General features: G+C 69.0%; 11 protein-coding genes and 1 tRNA gene. 10 read left to right on the forward strand and 2 right to left on the reverse strand.

The window, feature by feature from the left end; translation table 11 throughout:
* Positions 1-68: 68 nt before the first annotated feature.
* The 5 genes from VGU03_RS11220 to VGU03_RS11240 all read left to right on the forward strand — a co-directional run bounded on the left by VGU03_RS11220 (position 69) and on the right by VGU03_RS11240 (position 8991).
* Positions 69-2396, forward strand: coding sequence for a TIM-barrel domain-containing protein (locus VGU03_RS11220; protein WP_327480553.1), 2328 nt, complete (start codon positions 69-71; stop codon positions 2394-2396).
* 203 nt (positions 2397-2599) lie between these two features.
* Entirely contained in the window at positions 2600-4780 is a 2181-nt protein-coding gene (locus tag VGU03_RS11225; protein ID WP_414655961.1) for a Six-hairpin glycosidase-like protein, read from the forward strand.
* Positions 4777-6273, forward strand: a complete 1497-nt coding sequence (locus tag VGU03_RS11230) for an MFS transporter (protein ID WP_327480555.1) — start codon at positions 4777-4779, stop codon at positions 6271-6273. Before VGU03_RS11225 ends, VGU03_RS11230 begins: the two co-directional genes overlap by 4 nt.
* A gap of 38 nt (positions 6274-6311) precedes the next feature.
* Complete coding sequence (locus VGU03_RS11235; protein WP_327480557.1) at positions 6312-7994, forward strand: alpha-amylase family glycosyl hydrolase; 1683 nt, start codon at positions 6312-6314, stop codon at positions 7992-7994.
* Positions 7987-8991, forward strand: coding sequence for an alpha/beta hydrolase (locus tag VGU03_RS11240; protein ID WP_327480559.1), 1005 nt, complete (start codon positions 7987-7989; stop codon positions 8989-8991). Before VGU03_RS11235 ends, VGU03_RS11240 begins: the two co-directional genes overlap by 8 nt.
* Before the next feature lie 50 nt (positions 8992-9041).
* On the opposite strand, the gene VGU03_RS11245 is transcribed toward VGU03_RS11240, so the two are convergent.
* A complete protein-coding gene (locus VGU03_RS11245; protein ID WP_327480561.1) occupies positions 9042-10073 on the reverse strand; it encodes a LacI family DNA-binding transcriptional regulator in 1032 nt (343 codons plus the stop codon).
* Between the two features lie 150 nt (positions 10074-10223).
* Here VGU03_RS11245 and VGU03_RS11250 point away from each other — a divergent pair, with 150 nt between their 5' ends.
* Entirely contained in the window at positions 10224-11651 is a 1428-nt protein-coding gene (locus VGU03_RS11250) for a sugar porter family MFS transporter (RefSeq protein ID WP_327480563.1), read from the forward strand.
* A gap of 49 nt (positions 11652-11700) precedes the next feature.
* Here the strand turns inward: VGU03_RS11250 and VGU03_RS11255 are convergent.
* Positions 11701-11777 (reverse strand) — tRNA-Arg (locus VGU03_RS11255).
* 170 nt (positions 11778-11947) lie between these two features.
* Here VGU03_RS11255 and VGU03_RS11260 point away from each other — a divergent pair.
* The 4 genes from VGU03_RS11260 (at position 11948) to VGU03_RS11275 (ending at position 15836) form a co-directional block, all read left to right on the forward strand.
* Positions 11948-13483, forward strand: coding sequence for an aldehyde dehydrogenase family protein (locus VGU03_RS11260; protein WP_327480565.1), 1536 nt, complete (start codon positions 11948-11950; stop codon positions 13481-13483).
* Positions 13484-13723: 240 nt separating this feature from the next.
* Entirely contained in the window at positions 13724-14026 is a 303-nt protein-coding gene (locus tag VGU03_RS11265) for a DUF4190 domain-containing protein (protein ID WP_327480566.1), read from the forward strand.
* Position 14027: 1 nt separating this feature from the next.
* A complete protein-coding gene (locus VGU03_RS11270; protein WP_327480569.1) occupies positions 14028-14795 on the forward strand; it encodes an SDR family NAD(P)-dependent oxidoreductase in 768 nt (255 codons plus the stop codon).
* Positions 14796-14798: 3 nt separating this feature from the next.
* Complete coding sequence (locus VGU03_RS11275) at positions 14799-15836, forward strand: quinone-dependent dihydroorotate dehydrogenase (protein ID WP_327480570.1); 1038 nt, start codon at positions 14799-14801, stop codon at positions 15834-15836.
* Positions 15837-15839 lie beyond the last annotated feature (3 nt).

Genomic DNA, 15839 nt, shown 5'->3' on the forward strand with positions numbered 1-15839 from the left:
CGCTCTTCACGAAGTTCAAGAGCGCGTCAATCGGGCCGATCACGTGGTTTGTCGTTGGAGTACTGCTGGTGTCCCCTTCCTCCGCTGCATCGCTTTCCAAGGCCCGCGCGCACGCCGCGCTGGCCGGGCCAACATCCCTCGCGCCGGCCGCGCCCGGCTTCGACGTTCCGCTGGGCGCCGACACGCTGCGCGTGGAGCTCACGGCGCCGAACATCCTGCACGTCCAATACCGCCGCGCTGGCCATGCTCCCGCGCCGACGGTGGTGATCGACCCGGCGTTGGCGTCGGCACATCGGCCCGCTGCCGAAGTCGCCGAGGACGCCGCCGCCTTGCGCCTGCATTCCCCGCAGCTGGAAGCGGTGTGGGACAAACAGGAAGGCGACCTGCGCATCGGCCTGCCCGGCCAGCCGCCGCTGCTGCGCCAGTTCGCGCCGGGCTCGCTGGCGCATGGGCGGCTGAGCCTGATCCACACCAAGGGCGAGCCGATGTACGGCATCGGCGGCTTCGACGCGGTCGAGCCGGCCACCGCCGGCCTGCTGCGCGACGGCTATCGCACCGTCACCGCCGGCGAGCAGGGTCATGCCGGCGCGCCGTTCGTGTGGACCACCGCCGGCTACGGCGTGCTGGTCGACGGCGTCGGCGGGCAGATCGCGCTGGGCGACACGCGCATCGACGCGCGCATGTTCGACGGCGGCCTGGACTACTACGTGTTGGTCGGCGACCCGCACGCGATCTTCGGCGCGCTGGCGCAGGTCAGCGGCCGCAGTCCGCTGTTCCCGAAGTGGGCGATGGGTTTCACCAACAGCCAGTGGGGCATCGACCAGAAGGAGCTGCTGGACATCGTCCACGGCTACCGCGAACGCCACATTCCGCTGGACAATTTCACCCTCGACTTCGACTGGAAAGCCTGGGGCGAAGACGACTACGGCGAGTTCCGCTGGAACGAGCACAAGTTCCCCGACGGCGACAGCGGCCGGCTCAAGTCCCTGCTCGACGCCCAGGGCGTGCACCTGACCGGCATCATGAAGCCGCGCATCCATCTCCATACCGTCGAAGGACGCGAAGCCAGCGAGCACGGCTACTGGCTGGCGCAGAGCGACCCGGCGCCGGACTATTTCTCCGGCAAACCCGTGCGCGAGATCGACTTCGCCAACCCGGCGGCGCGCGCCTGGTTCTTCAACGCCGCTCTCAAGCACTCCTTCGCCACCGGCATGGCCGGCTGGTGGAACGACGAGGCCGACGACGTCGCCGTCGACCTGCAGCACATGGACATGCAGCGCGCGCTCTACGATGGCCAGCGCGCCATTTTCGACCTGCGCGTGTGGTCTCTCAACCGCAACTTCTACCTGGGCGCGCAGCGCTACGCCTACGGCCTGTGGTCGGGCGACATCCGCACGGGCTTTGCCAGCATGGCCGGCCAGCGCCAGCGCATGCTGAGCGCGATCAACGTCGGCGCCATGCAGTGGGGCATGGACGGCGGCGGCTTCAAGGGCGGCACGCCGACGCCGGAAAACTACGCGCGCTGGATCCAGTTCGGCGCCTTCACGCCGGTGTTCCGCGTACATGGCGAGCTGGGCCAGCACCGCCAGCCCTGGGTCTACGGCCCCATCGCCGAGAAGGCGGCCACCGACGCGATCCGGCTGCGGCAGTCGCTGATTCCCTACATCTACAGCTACGAGCACCGGCGGCGCGCCACCGGCATCGGCCTGGTCCGTCCGCTGCTGTTCGACTGGCCGAACGACCCGAACCTGCGCAACGACTACGACGCCTGGCTGTTCGGCGACAGCCTGCTGGTGGCGCCGGTGGTCGAGGAAGGCCAGACCGTCAAGCCGGTCTACCTGCCCGCGGGCGAATGGATCGACTGGTTCAGCGGCAAGCACTACGCCGGCGGCCAGACGATCCAGCACCCGGCCGACGCGAAGGGCTGGAGCGACATCCCGCTGTACGTACGCGAAGGCGCGATCATTCCGCTCGCACCGCCGATGGACTATGTCGGCCAGCATCCGCTTACCGAACTGGAAGTGGAGCTGTTCCCCGCGTCCCGTGCCAGCCGTTTCGACTACTACGACGACGACGGCACGACCTACGGCTACGAACAGGGCGCCTACTTCCTGCAGTCGATGCAGCTGCAGGCGCAGGACGGCGCCGCGAACCTGATCCTGGATGCAGCGCAAGGCAGCTACCAGCCGGCGCTGCGCTCGTGGCTGCTCAAGTTCCACGGCGACGCGGCCAAGGCGGTGAGCAGCAACGGCCGCGCGCTGGAGGCGTTCGCCAGCGTGGACGCCCTGCGCGCCTCGCAGGACGATGGCTGGGCCACGGGGCACGATCGGTTCGGTCCGGTGACCTGGGTGCGCGTGGCGGCTGGCCGGGCACAATCGGTCGCCCTGGCGCACTAGCGGCCGCGACGGCCACAGGCGCGCGTACGTAAGGCGTCGCCCCGTGGAGCGTGGTCTTGCCGACCGCCAGGAGGCTCGGTGACCAGGCAGCCGCGGTGTGGATGTTGCAGCCGCAGCATGCGCGATGCGCCATGGCATGACATAAACAGGCCACCTAGAGGACCCCTGCCGATGACCCGCCTCTCTCCCGATCCGGCCCGGCCGTGCTGAGCCTGCTGCTTGTGGCGATGGCCGCGACCGCCACCACGACCTGGCACCAGGGACTGGACTGGCGCGGCGAGCACGCCGCCATCCAGCGCGGCGCCGGGGGCAGCTTCACGCTGGCGTCGTCCTCCGGGCAGCGCACCGTCCCCGCGCAGCCGCTGCGCAGCGAAACGGCCAGCGACCTGTTCGACGGCCTGTTCGCGATGGCCCAGGACGACCTGCGCCAGGACTCGGTGGAGCAGATCCGCGACGGCGCCTTCGCCCACGGCCAGCCCATCCCCTGCCACTGTTTCGAAACCGGCCTGAAGTGGCCCTACGTGTGGACGCGCGACCTGTCCTACGCGGTCGACCTGGGGCTGTGGCGCTTCGATCCCTCGCGCTCGCGCAACGGATTGGAGTTCAAGCTCTCGGACGTGCGCGTTCCCTCCGCGCCAGCGGGCCCGTACCCGATGCAGGACACCGGTTCGGGCGGCAGCTGGCCGGTCAGCACCGACCGCGTGGTGTGGTTCCTGGCCGCACGCCACCTGCTCGGCGACCCGGCGTTCGCCGGCAAGGTCTACCCGGCGCTGCGTGCCACCCTGGCCCAGGACCGCCAGTACGCCTTCGACGATGCGATGGGGCTGTATCGCGGCGAGACCTCGTTCCTGGACTGGCGCGAGCAGAGCTACCCGGCCTGGACGGCCGACCGGGTGACTTTCATCGCGCAGTCCTTTGCGCTCTCGACCAACGTATTGCACTACCAGGCGCTGCAACTGGCCGCCAGCATGGCGAGCCAACGCCACGACATGCCCGCAGCAGCGGCCTACCGGGCGCAGGCACAGGCGCTCAAGGCCGCGATCAACACCCGCTTCTGGCGCGGTGACCGCGGCACGTACATGAGCTACATCGGCGGCGACGGCACGCCCTACGACAGCTACGACCTGCTCGGCATCGCGCTGGCGATCGACAGCGGCGTGGCCGATCGCGAGCGCGCAGGCCAGGCGCTCTCCAGCTATCCCACGTGGCCGGCCGGAAGCCCGGTGATCTGGCCCGAGCGCGCCGACCAGCCGATCTACCACAACCGTGCGATCTGGCCCTTCGTCAGCGCCTACGCGCTGCGCGCCGCGCGAGTGACCCGGCAGCCCTCGCGCATCGCGCACGAAATCGCGTCGCTGATGCGCGGCGCGGCCCTTAGCGGCTCCAACATGGAGAACTACGAGCTGCTGACCCAGGCCCGGCACGTGGACGCGGGCCCGCTCAGCGGTCCGGTGGTCAACTCGCCCCGCCAGTTGTGGTCGGTGGCCGGCTACCTGGCGATGGTCACCGAAGGCGTGTTCGGCCTGACCGAAGATGGACGCGTAGAGCCGCTGCTTCCCGTGTCGCTGGTGCCGATGCTGTTCGGTGACCGGCGGTCGATCTCGCTCGACCTGAAGGACAGCCGCATTACGCTGGAGCGGCCTGCGCACCTGACCGGCAACCTGCTCGTCGCCGGCGCTGTCCGGACCCAGGGCACGGCCACCACGGTGGCGCTGAAGGCGATCGAAGTGGACGATCCACCGTTGCGTACCGATGCGCCGCTCAGTGCTCCCATCGCCCCCGCCGCACCCCGCGTGCAGGCCACGGGCGATGGCTGGCGCGTCGAGGTCGACGGGCGCCAGCGGCTTTACCTCGATGGCCGGCTGCACGGCGAGATCGACGGCGCCACGCAGCTGCCCGCGCGGCCGGGCCTGGCCTGCCTCAGCGCCACGCGGACCGATGCGCAAGGCCTCGAATCGCTGCACTCCCCTGCGGTCTGCGTGGGCGACCAGACGCGAGTCGCCGGCGACTGGCCGCGGACATGGAAGGCGCCGGCCAGCGGCAGCTACCGCGTCGCGCTTGATTACGAGAACGGCCACGGCCCGATCAACACCGGCATCACCGCGGCAGTGAAGATGCTGGTGATCCGCTGCGACGACGCGCCGGAGCAGCGCCTGCCGCTGGTGATGCCGCACAGCGTCGCGATCCAGCCCTCGACCTGGGGCCGTTTCGAGGCGCACGCGGGCGCGCGCTGCCGCTTCACGCTGGAGGACGGATTCAACATGAGCTACCTCGCCCACTTCGCGCAGTACACCGGCGGCAGCGGCGGCGGCAGCGGGCCATTGAACGAGGCGCGGCTGCATGACCTGGTGATCGCCCCGATCGCCGGCCACGCCACGCCATGACGCAGCTTCCGACCCGCAAACCGGCGCTGTCCTTCTGGCAGATCTGGAACATGTGCTTCGGCTTCCTCGGCCTGCAGTTCGGCTTCGCGCTGCAGAACGCCAACGTCAGCCGGATCTTCCAGACCCTCGGCGCGAACCTGAACGACATCCCGGCCTTGTGGATCGCCGCCCCGCTGACCGGGCTGATCGTGCAGCCGATCATCGGCCACGTTTCCGACCGCACCTGGAACCGGCTGGGCCGGCGGCGCCCCTATTTCCTCGCCGGCGCCGTGCTCGCCTCGCTGGCGCTGCTGTGGCTGCCCAACGCGCCCGCACTGTGGATCGCCGCCGGGCTGTTGTGGATCCTGGATGCGTCGATCAACGTATCGATGGAGCCGTTCCGCGCCTTTGTCGGCGATCAGCTGCCGACGCAGCAACGTCCGGCCGGCTACGCGATGCAGAGCTTCTTCATCGGCGTGGGCGCGGTGGTCGCCTCCATGCTGCCGTGGCTGCTGGCGCACCTGGGCGTGGCCAACGTGGCGCCCGGCGGCGGCATTCCCGACACGGTCAGGTACGCCTTCTACGCCGGCGGCGCGGTGCTGCTCGGCGCGGTGCTGTGGACGATCCTGCGCACGCGCGAGTACCCGCCGGCGCAGTTGCGCGCGTTCGCCGACAGCGCAGCGCAGGACGCGCCGCCGGACGCCTCGCGTGCGTGGCGGCCGGGCTTGGTGCTGTCGCTGGTCGGCTGCGGCGTGCTCTATGCGATCGGCCACTTCGCACTGGAGAAGGAGCTCTACCTGCTGGCCGGCGGACTGGTCGCTTCGGGACTGCTTTTCATCTGGCTGAGCTTCACTCGCAGCCACGGCATGCTGCGCGAGGTGATGGGCGACCTGTACGGCATGCCGGTCTCGATGCGGCGCCTGGCCTGGGTGCAGTTGTTCTCCTGGTTCGCGCTGTTCGCGATGTGGATCTACACCACCGCCGGCGTCACCCAGACGATCTATGGCACCACCGACGTCGGCTCGGCGCTCTACAACGAAGGCGCCAACTGGGTCGGCATGCTGTTCGCCGCGTACAACGGCTTCGCCGCGCTGGCCGCGCTGGTGATCCCGCTGATGGTGCGTCGCTGGGGACTGCGCGTCAGCCACCTGGTCAATCTGGGCCTGGGCGGCGCGGGGCTGCTGTCGTTCCTGCTGATCCGCGATCCGCGCTGGCTGCTGGCTTCGATGGTCGGCGTGGGCTTCGCCTGGGCCTCGATCCTGTCGCTGCCCTACGCGCTGCTGTCGGACAACCTGCCGGCGTCGAAGATGGGCGTGTACATGGGCATCTTCAATTTCTTCATCGTGATTCCGCAGCTGCTGGCCGCCAGCGTGCTGGGTCTGCTGCTGCGCCTGTGCTTCGGCAACCAGCCGATCTGGGCGCTGGCGCTGGGCGGCGCCTGCCTGCTGGTCGCCGGCCTGTTCACGCTGCGCGTGCACGAGCCTGAAACCGCAACCACGTTGCAGGCCGCGTAGCCCTGGACGGTGTTACCGCTTCACTCCAAGGACCCAGCATGAAGCCAAAGACAGTCACTGCCTGCCTGGCCTTGGCCCTCACCCTCGGCGCCGCCCGCGCGGATACGCGCCCGCCCGAGTTCTACGGCACCGAGACGCCGTTCGCCTCCAACGCGATCTACTTCGTGCTGACCGACCGCTTCGTCAACGGCGATCCGTCCAACGACCATCGCGACCAGGGCGGCGCCCATCGCACCTTCGACATCCCCGTGCCGGGCGCGCCCAAAGGCGAGAGCGCGAACATCGGCTACCTGGGCGGCGACTTCAAGGGCGTGCTGGAGAACGCCGGCTACATCCGCGGCATGGGCTTCGGCGCGGTGTGGATCACGCCGATCGTGGACAACCCGGACGAAGCCTTCACCGGCGGCGACCCGGTGCATTGGGGCTCGAAGTTCACCGACCGCGGCAAGACCGGCTTTCACGGCTACTGGGGCGTCAACTTCTACAAGGTCGACGAACACCTGCCGAGCAAGGACCTGGACTACGCGCAGTTCACCGCGGGGATGCACGAGGCGGGCCTGAAGGTGGTGCAGGACATCGTGCTCAACCACGGCTCGCCCGCCTTCACTATGCCGGTGCGTCAGCCGCAGTTCGGGCAGATCTTCGACGCTCAGGGCAAGCTCGTCGCCGACGAGCAGAACCTGCCGCCCTGGCGGCTGGACCCGCGCCACAACCCGCTGCACCGCTTCTACCACGCCTACGAGGACCTGGCGCAGCTGTCCAACAACGACGAGTTCAACCCGGCGGTGCTGGACTACTTCACCGGCGCCTACCTCCAATGGATCGGCCAGGGCGCGGACGCCTTCCGCATCGACACCCTCAACCACATGTCGACGGAGTTCTGGCGCCAGTTCTCCGCACGCATCCGAACCAGACACCCGGGCTTCTTCATGTACGGCGAGGCGTTCGATTACAGCCCGGACGACATCGGCAAGTACACCTGGGCATCGAGCGGCGGCATCAGCCTGCTCGACTTCCCGCAGCAGCAGGCGATCAAGGCGGTGTTCGAGCACCCGGGCAGCGACTACGGACTGCTGCGGTCGAAGCTGTATCTCACGAACGGACCGTATGCCAACCCTTACGAGCTGGTGACCTTCTACGACAACCACGACATGGCGCGCCTGGACGCCAGCGATGCCGGCTTCATCGACGCCGACAACTGGCTGTTCACCGCGCGTGGCATCCCGGCGATCTACTACGGCTCGGAGACCGGCTTCGAACGCGGCCGCGCCGAGCACGAGGGCAACCGCAACTACTACGGCCAGGCGCGCATCGACGCGGCGGGCAAGAGCCCGATCTATCGCCAGCTCAAGCGCGTCGCCAACCTGCGCGCCCGGACGCCGGCGCTGCAGCGCGGGCTGATGCTGGTGGAGCGCATGGCGGGCGACCAGGCGGCGTTCTACCGCGTCTACCAGAAGGACAGCGCACACCAGATCGCGCTGGTGCTGCTCAACAAGGGCGACAAGACCGCATCGTTCCACGTGACCAACTACCTGCAGCCGGGCCGTTGGCTGGCGGCGCTGGACGGCGAGGCGATCGAGGTGGCCGAGGGCGGTGAGCTCGCGGCCAGCGTGGGCCCGCACGACGTGGCGGTCTACCTGCTCGATGCGCCGGCCACCCGTGGCGACCTGGTGGCGGAGCTCGCACGGCTGATGCGCGACAAGGGCCACCCGGATGACTGAGCTTCTCCATCGCCTCCAAGGGGCGCCCATTCCACGGCGCCTGAAGCGGCTGGTCGCCCGCACGCGCCGGCTGGCGCTCCTGCTCGCCTTGCCCGCCCTGCTTGCGCTCGTGCCCTTCCCATCGCGCGCGGCGGTGCAGGAACTGCAACTGTCCGCCCCGGCCTTCGCGCCGGAGCGCATCCACGTCAGCGTGTACCTGCCGCCGGACTACGCTCGCTCGAACGCACGCTATCCCGTGCTGTACGCCAACGACGGCCAGGACATGGCGGCCGTGGGACTCCAGGCGACGCTCGCGCAACTTTATGGCGAGCACGCGATCGAGCCGATCATCGTCGTCGCCATCGACATGCTGCACGACCGCGCCAGCGGCTACGGGCTCTCCGATCGCCGACGCGGGCAGAGCGTGGTCGGCGGCTCGGTGATCGGGCCGATCGGCCTGAGGGCGGCGGACTATTCGTCCTGGGTGGCCACTTCGCTGGTGCCTTACGTCGACGCGCACTACCGCACCCGCGCCGATGCCCGCCAGCGCGCCGTGATGGGCTGGTCGCTGGGCGCGCTCAACGCCTTCAACCTGGGCTGGCAGTACCCGGAGGTGTTCGGCAAGGTCGGCGCCATGTCGCCGTCGTTCTGGCTGGCGGGCGATCGCAGCAACGCGGCCGCGGTGCAGCGCAGCCGGCTGGCGCAGGCGATGGTCGACCGTGGTCCCAAGCGCGACGGTCTGCAGTTCTGGTTCGCCGCGGGAACGGCCGAAGAGACCAACGATCGCGACCACGACGGCGTCATCGACGTGATCGACGACCTCCACGACCTGGTCGATGGCTACCGCGGCAGCGGCGTGCAGCGGCGCGGCCTGCGCCAGCTCGGCTATTCGACCTCGGGTGCGGATGCGGACGTGACCGTATTCCTGCTGCCTGGCGGACGCCACCAGCAGGCCTCGTGGGCGAAGATGCTGCCGGTGTTTCTGCGCTGGGCGTTTCCGGCGACTGCCCGCCCGTAGCTTCCGCGGGCTTCCGTCCCTCGCCCCTGCCCGCGCTCCCAGGGGCAGCGCTATGCGGGCCGCACGCTGGACTGCCGCACCATCAGCTTGACCGGCAGCATCATGCTCTGCGCCGGCTCGCCGCGGATCATGCGCAGCAGGTTGTCCACCAGCACTTCGCCGGCGCGGCGGGTGTCCTGCAGCACGGTGGTCAGCGGCGGGTTGGCGAAGCTCGCCATCGGGATGTCGTCGAAGCCGGCCACCGGTATGTCGCCCGGCACCTTGTAGCCGTGCTCGGCCAGCGCGCGCATGGCGCCCATGGCGATCAGGTCGCTGGCGGCGAATACCGCGTCGAACGCCTCGCCGCGGGCGATCAGTTCCGACATGGCTTCGTGCCCGCACAACTGCGTGCTCTCGGCGTCGACCTGCAGCGCCCGGTCAACGGGCAGCCCGGCCTGCGCCAGCGCTTCGGCATAGCCGCGGTAGCGCTCGAAGAACTCCGGATAGTGGCTGGAGGCGTCGCCCAGGAAGGCGATCCGCCGGCAGCCCTGCTCGATGAAGTGCCGCGCCACCGCCTGCCCGCCACTGAAATTGTCGCAGCCGACCGACACGCCCGGCTGGTCCGGCAGCACCGCGCCCCAGCGCACGAAGCGCGTGCCGATCGCCACCAGCTTCTCCAGCCGGTCGAGGTAGGCGAGGTAGTCGCCGTAGCCGAGCAGGATGATGCCGTCGGCCTTCTTGCTGTCGGCGTAGTCGGCGTGCCAGTCGGTGGAGAATTGCTGGAAGGAGATCAGCAGGTCGTAGCCCTGCTGCGCGCAGGCCCGCGTGATCGAACCCAGCATCGAAAGGAAGAACGGGTTGATGTTGGAGCCGTCGGTGGTCGGGTCCTCGAACAGGAGCAGCGCCAGCGTGCCCGAATGCTGCAGGCGCAGGTTGGATGCGTTCTTGTCGACCTTGTAGCGCAACTGTTCGGCGGCGGCCCGGATGCGCTCGCGGGTCTCCTCGCTGACCAGCGGGCTGCCGCGCAGCGCGCGCGACACCGTCGCCTGGGACACCCCAGCCAGGTGGGCGATGTCGATCGACGTCGCTTTGGCCTTGCTCACGCGTTGCAAACCTCTGGTACTACCGGCTCGGACAACATTACCATCGGCCGGCCGCCGCGTGCCCGGCGTCTTGCATACGTATTCAGGCGGACGGCACGCGCGACCACGGCGCAGACTCGCATGACTTCTGGGGCCTAGGGGGAAGAACGGATGAGTACGCGGGAGATGCCAGTCGACCTGGCACACGAACAGCGGGCGACCGCGAGGATCGTCCTGATCGCCGCCGCAGCGGCGCTGGGCGGCTTCCTGTTCGGTTTCGACACGGCCGTCATCAACGGCGCCGTCGAGGCCGTCCGTGGCGGTTTCGCATTGAACGCCGGGCAGATCGGCATCACGGTGTCCTGCGCGCTGCTCGGTTCGGCGCTGGGCGCCTGGTATGCAGGCCCACTGGCCGACCGCCTGGGCCGCGTGCGCTCGATGCAGGTGGCCGCCCTGCTGCTGGCGGTCAGCGCCATCGGATCGGGGCTGGCCTCGGGCATGGGGCACCTGATCCTTTGGCGGGTGATCGGCGGCACCGGCGTGGGCATGGCTTCGGTGATCGCGCCGACCTACATCGCCGAAGTCTCGCCGGCCCAGGTGCGCGGGCGGCTGGGCTCGATGCAGCAGCTGGCCATCGTGCTGGGCATTTTCGCCGCACTGATGAGCGACGCCTGGCTCGCCAGCACGGCTGGCGGCGCTTCGCAGCCGCTCTGGTTCGGGTTGGCGGCGTGGCGCTGGATGTTCCTGGTGGCGGTGGTCCCGGCGCTGGTCTACGGCGGCCTGGTGCTCGGCGTCCCCGAATCGCCCCGCCACCTGGTCGCCAAGGGCCGGCTGGCCGAGGCGCGCGTGGTGTTGCGCGAGGTGCTGGCGATGCGCAGCGACGCGGCGCTGGACTTCAAGCTCGGCGAGATCGAGCGCAGCCTCAAGTCCGAATACCGCCCGACCCTGCGCGACCTGCGCGGCCCGCGCCTGGGACTGCTGCCGGTGGTCTGGATCGGCATCCTGCTGTCGGTGTTCCAGCAGTTCGTAGGCATCAACGTGATCTTCTATTACTCCTCCGCGCTGTGGCATTCGGTCGGCTTCAGCGAGGCGGATTCCTTCTCCATCACCGTGGTGACCTCGATCGTCAACGTGCTGGTGACGCTAGTGGCGATCGGCTTGGTCGACAAGATCGGGCGCAAGCCGCTGCTGGCGATCGGTTCGGCCGGCATGACCGTCACGCTGGCGCTGATGGCCTGGTGTTTCTCGCAGGCCACCGGCAGCGGCGCGGCGCTCAGCCTGCCGGCGCCATGGAACATGGTCGCGCTGGTCGCGGCCAACGCCTACGTGGTGTTCTTCGGCGTCAGCTGGGGCCCGGTGGTGTGGGTGCTGCTGGGCGAGATGTTCCCCAACCGCATCCGCGCGGTGGCGCTCGCCGTCGCGGCGGCGGCGCAATGGATCGCCAACTTCCTGATCAGCTACAGCTTCCCGACCCTGGCGGAGATGGGGCTGAGCTTTGCCTACGGCCTGTATGCGGCGTTCGCGCTGATCTCGCTGCTGTTCGTGATCTATGCAGTACGCGAGACCAAGGGCATCGAGCTCGAGGACATGACGACCTAAAGGCGCGGTGTTGCGCAAAGAAAAAGGCCGGCATTGCCGGCCTTTTTTATGGTGCCCCCGAGACGATTCGAACGTCCGACCTGCCCCTTAGGAGGGGGCCGCTCTATCCAACTGAGCTACGGGGGCAACCCGCGGATTTTGGCATGGATGCGGGCGCTGGTGCGATTCCCCGATGGATCGCGCTCCGATGGCCCTTGCCTCGAACCGCCCGGCCGGGCCAGTCCGAGCGCCCCTGCTAGAATGTGCGTTTCGCAAATAGTCGGGCGCCTCCGGCGCCGGTCCCCAAGGAGTCATGCATGTCCCACGAAATCCTCAAGGCGCTCGGCCTTGGCGAGTCGCAGTCCGGCACCTACCTCGGCAACGGCGAATGGTCCACGACCACCGACGCCGGCACGATCAAGCCGCTGAATCCTGCAACGGGCGACGTGCTTGGCAGCGTGCATGCCTCGAGCAAGGCCGACTACGAGACCATCGTCAAGCGTGCGCAGGAGGCCTTCAAGGTCTGGCGCACCACGCCGGCGCCCAAGCGCGGCGAAGCCGTGCGCCTGTGCGGCGAGGCGCTGCGCAAGCACAAGGACGCGCTGGGCAGCCTGGTCGCCCTGGAGATGGGCAAGATCAAGCCCGAGGGCGACGGCGAAGTGCAGGAAATGATCGACATCGCCGACTTCGCGGTGGGTCAGAGCCGCATGCTGCACGGCTACACGATGCATTCGGAGCGTCCCGGCCACCGCATGTACGAGCAGTACCAGCCGCTGGGCCTGGTCGGCATCATCAGCGCGTTCAACTTCCCCGTCGCGGTGTGGAGCTGGAACGCCTTCCTGGCCGCGATCTGCGGCGACATCTGCATCTGGAAACCTTCGCCCAAGACCCCGCTGTCGGCGGTGGCGACCATGCGCATCTGCAACGAAGCGCTGAAGGCCGGCGGCTTCCCGGACATCTTCTTCCTGTTCAACGACGCCGGCACCGAGCTCTCGCAGGCGTTCGTGGACGACAAGCGCATCCCGCTGATCAGCTTCACCGGTTCGACCAGGGTCGGCCGCATGGTCGGCGAGCGCGTCGCCCACCGCATGGGCCGCTCGCTGCTGGAGCTGGGCGGCAACAACGCGATCATCCTGGACGAAACCGCGGACCTCAAGCTCGCCATCCCGGGCATCGTGTTCGGCGCCGTCGGCACCGCCGGCCAGCGCTGCACCACCACCCGCCGCCTGTTCGTGCACGAGTCGATCTTCGACAATGTGCTCGATACCCTGATCGGCGCGTACAAGCAGGTCGAGGGCAAGATCGGCGATCCGACCCTGGCCACCACGCTGATGGGCCCGCTCAACAGCCCCGAGGCGGTGCAGGGCTATCTGGCCGCCATCGAGAAGGCCAAGGCCGCCGGCGGCACCGTGCGCACCGGCGGCGCGGCGCTGACCGACCGCAAGGGCAACTTCGTGCTGCCGACCATCATCACCGGCGTGAAGAACACCGACGAGGTGGTGCAGACCGAGACTTTCGCGCCGATCCTCTACGTGATGCCGTTCAAGACCCTGGACGAAGCCATCGAGATGCAGAACGACGTGCCGCAGGGCCTGTCCTCCTCGATCTTCACCAACAACCTGCGCGCGGCCGAGCAGTTCCTGTCGGCGGCCGGTTCGGACTGCGGCATCGCCAACGTCAACATCGGCACCTCCGGTGCGGAGATCGGCGGCGCCTTCGGTGGCGAGAAGGAAACCGGCGGCGGCCGCGAGTCGGGTTCGGACGCATGGAAGGTCTACATGCGCCGCCAGACCAACACCATCAACTACTCCGACGCGCTGCCGCTGGCGCAGGGCATCAAGTTCACGGTGTAAACAAGGCTCGCCCTCCCCCGGCACAGCCGGGGAAAGGGCCGGCTCCTCGTACTTATTCGCTCGCCCGGAAAGCTCCATCGACACAGGACCTCATTCCCGCGAAAGCGGGAATCCCTTCGTCTTTTGGTTTCGGAGCACAATGGATTCCCGCTTTCGCGGGAATGACGCCCCGAGGGCTTCAGGATGCTCCGGGGGGGAACCCGTTCTGGCAAGCCGGAACAACAGCCAAGGACCGCCGTGATGAACGTACCGCCTCCCGCCTATCGCACCACCAGCGCCATGGCCGTGGTGAGCCTGGTCTTCGGCATCGCCGCCTGGTGCATGCTGCCGGTGGTGGGCGCCATCGTGGCGATCGTCTGCGGCCACCTCGCGCGCGGCGAGATCCGCCGCGCGCAGGGCCAGCAGGAAGGCGACGGGCTGGCGATCGCGGGCCTCGTGCTCGGCTACGTGCAGCTGGCCTTCGGGATGGTCGTGTTGCTGTTCGCCATCGCCGCCGTCCTGCTGGGTCTGTCGATCGGCTTCGGTTCCTCCCTCTTCCACTGACATGGCAAGCGGCGCGGTCTTCGACCTCTACGGCTACCGCGTCGTCGTCGCCGGCGGCAGCAAGGGCATCGGGCGTGCGATCGCGCTGGCCTTCGCGCAGGCCGGCGCGGCGGTGTCGATCTGCGCACGTGGCGCGCAGGCGCTGGAGGCCACGCGGCAGGAGCTGGCCGCCTGGGGCCAGATCGCGCATGCGGCTGCCTGCGATCTGGCTGACGCCCCGGCCATCGCCCGCTACGTCGCCGAGGCCGCGCAGGCGCTGGGCGGCATCGACGTGCTGGTGAACAACGCCAGCGGCTACGGTTTCGGCGACGACGATGCCGGCTGGCTGGCTGGCTTCGAGGTCGACCTGATGGCGGCCGTGCGCGCCTCGCGCGAGGCGCTGCCACATCTGGCTTCCTCGCCGCACGCGTGCATCCTGCATACCAGTTCGATCGCCGCCTTCCATCCACGCCGCCACGGCGCGCCGTATGCCGCGGTGAAGGCGGCGCTCAGCCACTACACGACCTCGCAGGCGCTGGCCCTGGCCACGCAGGGCATCCGCGTCAACGCCATCGCGCCCGGTTCCGTCGAATTCCCCGGCGGCCTGTGGGACCGTCGCCGCCGCGAGGAGCCGGCGCTCTACGAAGCCACGCTGATGAAGATCCCGTTCGGCCGCTTCGGCGCGCCGGAGGAGATCGCGCACGCGGCGCTGTTCCTCGCCTCACCCTACGCCGCCTGGATCACCGGCCAGACGCTGTGCGTCGACGGCGGCCAGGGCCTCAATGGATAAACCATGTACGACTACGTCCGCCCGCTGCTGTTCGCGCTCGACGCCGAGACGGCGCACCGGCTCACCCTGTACGCGCTGGGCGTGGCCCATCGCAGCAACCTGGGCCGCTTCGTCGCACAGCCGCCGGCGGATTTACCGGTCGAGGCGTTCGGCATCCGCTTCCCCAACCCGGTCGGCCTCGCCGCCGGGCTGGACAAGAACGCGGCGCACCTGGACGAGCTGGGCGCGCTCGGCTTCGGTTTCGTCGAGGTCGGCACGGTCACGCCGCGCCCGCAGCCGGGCAACCCGAAGCCGCGCATGTTCCGCCTGCCGGCGCACGAGGCGATCATCAACCGGCTGGGTTTCAACAACGAGGGCGTCGACGCGCTGGTGCGCAACGTGGCCGCGTCCAGCTACCGCGGCGTGCTCGGCATCAACATCGGCAAGAACAAGGACACGCCCAACGAGCGCGCGGTGGACGATTACCTGTTCTGCCTTGAGCGCGTCTACGCGCAGGCCAGCTACGTCACGGTGAACATCTCCTCGCCCAATACCCAGGGCCTGCGCGACCTGCAGGAAGAGGAGACGCTGCGCCGCTTCATCGAAACGCTGCGCGAGGCGCAGGAACGGCTGGGATCGCAGGCCGGCGCGCGCAAGCCGATGCTGCTGAAGATCGCGCCTGACCTGTCCGAGGCGGAGCTCGACGGCATCGCCGACGTGCTGCGCAGCAGCGGCATCGACGGCCTGATCTGCACCAACACGACGATCGACCACGCGGCGGTGGCCGCCGATCCGCAGGGGAGCGAGGTCGGCGGCCTCTCGGGCAAGCCGCTGTTCGCACGCTCCACCGAGGTGTTGCGCGGCATGCGCGCGCGGCTGGGCAGGGCGACGCCGATCATCGGCGTCGGCGGCATCCTCGAGGGCAGCGACGCGGCCGAGAAACTCGACGCCGGTGCCGACCTGGTGCAGATCTATTCGGGGATGATCTACCGCGGCCCGCACCTCATCGGCGAATGCGTCGAGGAAATCCGCCGCCAGCGCGGGGCGGCCCGTGGTGGTTGAGCG

This window comes from Frateuria sp., from assembly GCF_035944355.1.
Classification (GTDB): Bacteria; Pseudomonadota; Gammaproteobacteria; order Xanthomonadales; family Rhodanobacteraceae; genus Frateuria_A.

Coding starts and splice junctions, on each gene's coding strand:
- VGU03_RS11235 (WP_327480557.1), top strand. CDS start 6,312: ATGAAGCCAAAGACAGTCACTGCCTGCCTGGCCTTGGCCCTCACCCTC.
- VGU03_RS11270 (WP_327480569.1), top strand. CDS start 14,028: ATGGCAAGCGGCGCGGTCTTCGACCTCTACGGCTACCGCGTCGTCGTC.
- VGU03_RS11230 (WP_327480555.1), top strand. CDS start 4,777: ATGACGCAGCTTCCGACCCGCAAACCGGCGCTGTCCTTCTGGCAGATC.
- VGU03_RS11265 (WP_327480566.1), top strand. CDS start 13,724: ATGAACGTACCGCCTCCCGCCTATCGCACCACCAGCGCCATGGCCGTG.
- VGU03_RS11260 (WP_327480565.1), top strand. CDS start 11,948: ATGTCCCACGAAATCCTCAAGGCGCTCGGCCTTGGCGAGTCGCAGTCC.
- VGU03_RS11275 (WP_327480570.1), top strand. CDS start 14,799: ATGTACGACTACGTCCGCCCGCTGCTGTTCGCGCTCGACGCCGAGACG.
- VGU03_RS11240 (WP_327480559.1), top strand. CDS start 7,987: ATGACTGAGCTTCTCCATCGCCTCCAAGGGGCGCCCATTCCACGGCGC.
- VGU03_RS11250 (WP_327480563.1), top strand. CDS start 10,224: ATGAGTACGCGGGAGATGCCAGTCGACCTGGCACACGAACAGCGGGCG.